Source organism: Zooshikella ganghwensis DSM 15267 (assembly GCF_000428585.1).
GTDB classification, from domain to species: Bacteria; Pseudomonadota; Gammaproteobacteria; order Pseudomonadales; family Zooshikellaceae; genus Zooshikella; species Zooshikella ganghwensis.
On sequence record NZ_AUAF01000292.1, the window covers coordinates 1 to 2965 of the forward strand.

Sequence of the window (2965 nt, forward strand, 5' to 3'; positions counted from 1 at the left end):
CGGAAGCTAATTTTAAACACTGAACTTTAACATTGGCAGCCCTTGGGGCTGCTCATAGCTGTCAAGCCTCCCGCTCTGCGGGAGCGTTATGACTACGAGTGAATGGCAAGGGCCAATCCGTAAGGCGTGGTCTGGAGGAAGCCGCTAACAACGTTGCGAGCTGATGAACAAAAACATCATATGAGACGTAGGCTGAAGGCGAGATGGCACAAGCATCATACTGTTAAGCGCTGATAACATGCGCTCTATAAACTTGTCTGCATTAGTCATGTATTGATGACTGGCGAGAAGATCCAAAGATACCACTTTGATACCTTTATTCGTGATAGTCTGCTTGAGCTGCTGCCAATCCCGGCTATTCAAATGGCTGATACTATCTACTTGTTCTACTAGTAAGATATCACCAGGGAGAGCAACATCTATCAATCTGAAAAGCTCTGGCCTTTTGAGACTAGCCCCCGATTCATGTTCAGCAAACCAGTAAGCGACAGTTAAGTTATTTGTTAAACCGACTAATTCTTCGTCGGTTTAACTTTTTCAAATTAATTATCCAAGGATTTGCTATGCCATGGGCCGCCTTGGCTCCACTCAAGCATAAATGGTGTATCTTTGATTGAAGACCTTACGGGAGGTATTAAAAAGTCAATTAAAGCAAGGGCTATGTCTGGTAAAGATGTTGCCTCTAAATTATTTTTTCTAATAAATGCCTTCCACTGATTTTGTTTTTGAGTATCTTGTGTGAAAGCCTCTGTGAGACCAAATGGTATTTGATCTGGCAACGGAGTTTTTCGCCTCTCGAAAGTGGCTTGTATTGCATGTTTAAGCGTTTCTCCTTCAAATTTAGAGTGTTGAGAAAGTATCCATAAATCGAAATAGTCTTTCATTCGGCTATTTGCAATACCTAAAGATGCAAGGGCGTGAAACTTCTCTGCAATAACAGTGTATTTTGGATAAACTAGCAGCTTTGGAGCCTCAAACTCAGGAAGTATCACTGGGTAATTGACAGACTCCGGAGAAGGAGTCACTGCATCACCAAAACCAATATCGATCTGGACTGGGCATCGAGCACCATCAAGAATGCTCAGCAATGTAATACGTACTCCAGCATAGTTTGAATCTTTGCGAATTTCAGTTGCATTAACTGTATCCCCTTGAAAGAGGATTCCATCATCTATTTCAAGGGTACAAATTTCCTTGAAAACTCCCTGTAGATGAGGCAACTCTGCTGAGCCAAAACCAAGAAAGTCAGCATCTCTTGTTGGCCTGTGTGGAATATCAAACCAAAGATCAAAAAGTAGCGCTCCTTTCAATAAAAAAGCGTTGGAGTGTGGCGATACACTGATTCGGTATAAGAGCCTTTCAAGTGCATAACGGGTAAGTACCAGATTGAAATTTTGTTTAGTCTCTTGGGCGTGATTTAGGAGACGAGCGCGTACGGATGCGGCCATATTTTTTTTGCTCATGAAGCCAAGCTCTCAAGGTAAGGGCGAATAACATTGGTAACACGGCAAATACTGGCGTAATGCCATAGCTCATCCATTTTTACTCTCTTGCTTTGCCAAGACTCATTTAGTGCCTCAAGAGCCACATCTAGACCTATTTTATTGCGGAATTTAAAACAGTCAGCCACTGTCTTAGCGATACAAGTTACATGCACTGTTACCCCTTCTAACAGGTGGTCTTCAACCCCTTCAGACATCGATTTGGTAGAGAATCTCACGATTCGAAGCGGTGGATATTCCATGGTAGGAGCGTATGCCTTATTTGGTATAGCTAGCCAAACTTCAAAAGGTGCCTGCGTAGTTAGGCTATGAAATTGGAGTGCGGATAACAGACACACCAATGCCTGAGGGTACTTTCGGGATACCTCGACCAAGCTGGTGTGCTCCGAAACTGGACGGTTGGGGGCAGAATAGAGACCACGTCCAACTCTGATGAGCAGACCTTGTTGAACCATTCGAGTGAGGACTACTCTTGGCACGCTAATAGCGTCTAAATCTCGGCTCCTAATCAGCCCTCGAGAGCCCACTAGCTTAAGAACCTGATGATAATGTGTGTTCGTTCTCATACCTTATGATGTTCCATTTTCTCGGTACTTGTCAATATTTACCGAGAAAATGGAACATTAAGATAGAAAACTCCTCTCTCAGGCCCAATTTGTTAACCTTAAAAATTTCCGATAACAAGGGTTATCGGAAGTTTTTTCGAGGGGGTTTGGTATTCTGGGGTGAGGGTTGGAGCACTAAGGGCACTAGCATGTGCAATGATTAGTGACGTTTTATATACAACTCTAGATTAACAACAGAAAAACTAGGTGGTACAGTTTACACAACATTAAACCTAAGCAAGCTTAGTCATTATCAGATAAAGGCTTAATTTTTTTATGATAAGTTTTCAGAGGGGCGATATTTTTACTGCTGAGTCTGATGCAATAGTAAATCCAGTAAATTGTATGGGAATCATGGGTAAAGGGCTTGCTTTAGAGTTTAAAAAGCGATTTCCCGATAACTTCGAACACTATAAAATAGAATGCCAACAAGGTAATTTATCTCCAGGAATAACGTTGTTTTATGAAAGCTCTACCTTAGGAAAAAAAATATTTATTATTAATTTTCCCACCAAAAATCATTGGAGAGAAAAGTCCAAGTTGAGCTATATCGATGATGGATTAACGGACTTATTGAGAAAATTGAACGATTATAGTATTAATACTGTAACCCTTCCCGCTCTAGGTGTAGGGCTTGGAGGCCTTCCATGGCAACAGGTTAAGCTATTGTTAGTCAAAAAATTAGCTCCATCAGAAATAGAATTTACTGTCATGGAGCCTAAATAAATAACAAGCTTATTGATTTATAGCGGTTATCCAAATGTCTTCAAACTGCTCTTTAGTGAGGCTCTCAACCTCAAACTCAGGGTTACCTTCCAACTCCTGAAGACTTGGGACAGGGGCTAAACCTAGCTCTGT

At 41.6% G+C, this 2965-nt stretch carries 4 protein-coding genes and 1 pseudogene; 1 reads left to right on the top strand and 4 read right to left on the bottom strand.

The window, feature by feature from the left end; genetic code table 11:
* Window positions 1-144: 144 nt before the first annotated feature.
* From F607_RS32020 to F607_RS0126025, 3 genes and pseudogenes are all read right to left on the bottom strand, one after another.
* Window positions 145-492 (bottom strand): annotated as a pseudogene (locus tag F607_RS32020) (recombinase family protein); the annotation flags it as partial.
* Window positions 493-542: 50 nt separating this feature from the next.
* Entirely contained in the window at window positions 543-1463 is a 921-nt protein-coding gene (locus F607_RS0126020; RefSeq protein ID WP_027710345.1) for a nucleotidyl transferase AbiEii/AbiGii toxin family protein, read from the bottom strand.
* Complete coding sequence (locus F607_RS0126025; protein ID WP_027710346.1) at window positions 1460-2068, bottom strand: type IV toxin-antitoxin system AbiEi family antitoxin domain-containing protein; 609 nt, start codon at window positions 2066-2068, stop codon at window positions 1460-1462. Before F607_RS0126025 ends, F607_RS0126020 begins: the two co-directional genes overlap by 4 nt.
* A 315-nt stretch (window positions 2069-2383) precedes the next feature.
* Between F607_RS0126025 and F607_RS0126030 the strand changes: the two genes are divergently transcribed.
* Complete coding sequence (locus F607_RS0126030) at window positions 2384-2833, top strand: macro domain-containing protein (protein WP_027710347.1); 450 nt, start codon at window positions 2384-2386, stop codon at window positions 2831-2833.
* A gap of 9 nt (window positions 2834-2842) precedes the next feature.
* Here the strand turns inward: F607_RS0126030 and F607_RS36280 are convergent.
* On the bottom strand, window positions 2843-2965 hold a 123-nt coding region (locus tag F607_RS36280), incomplete at its 5' end, for a DUF6881 domain-containing protein (protein WP_420864452.1).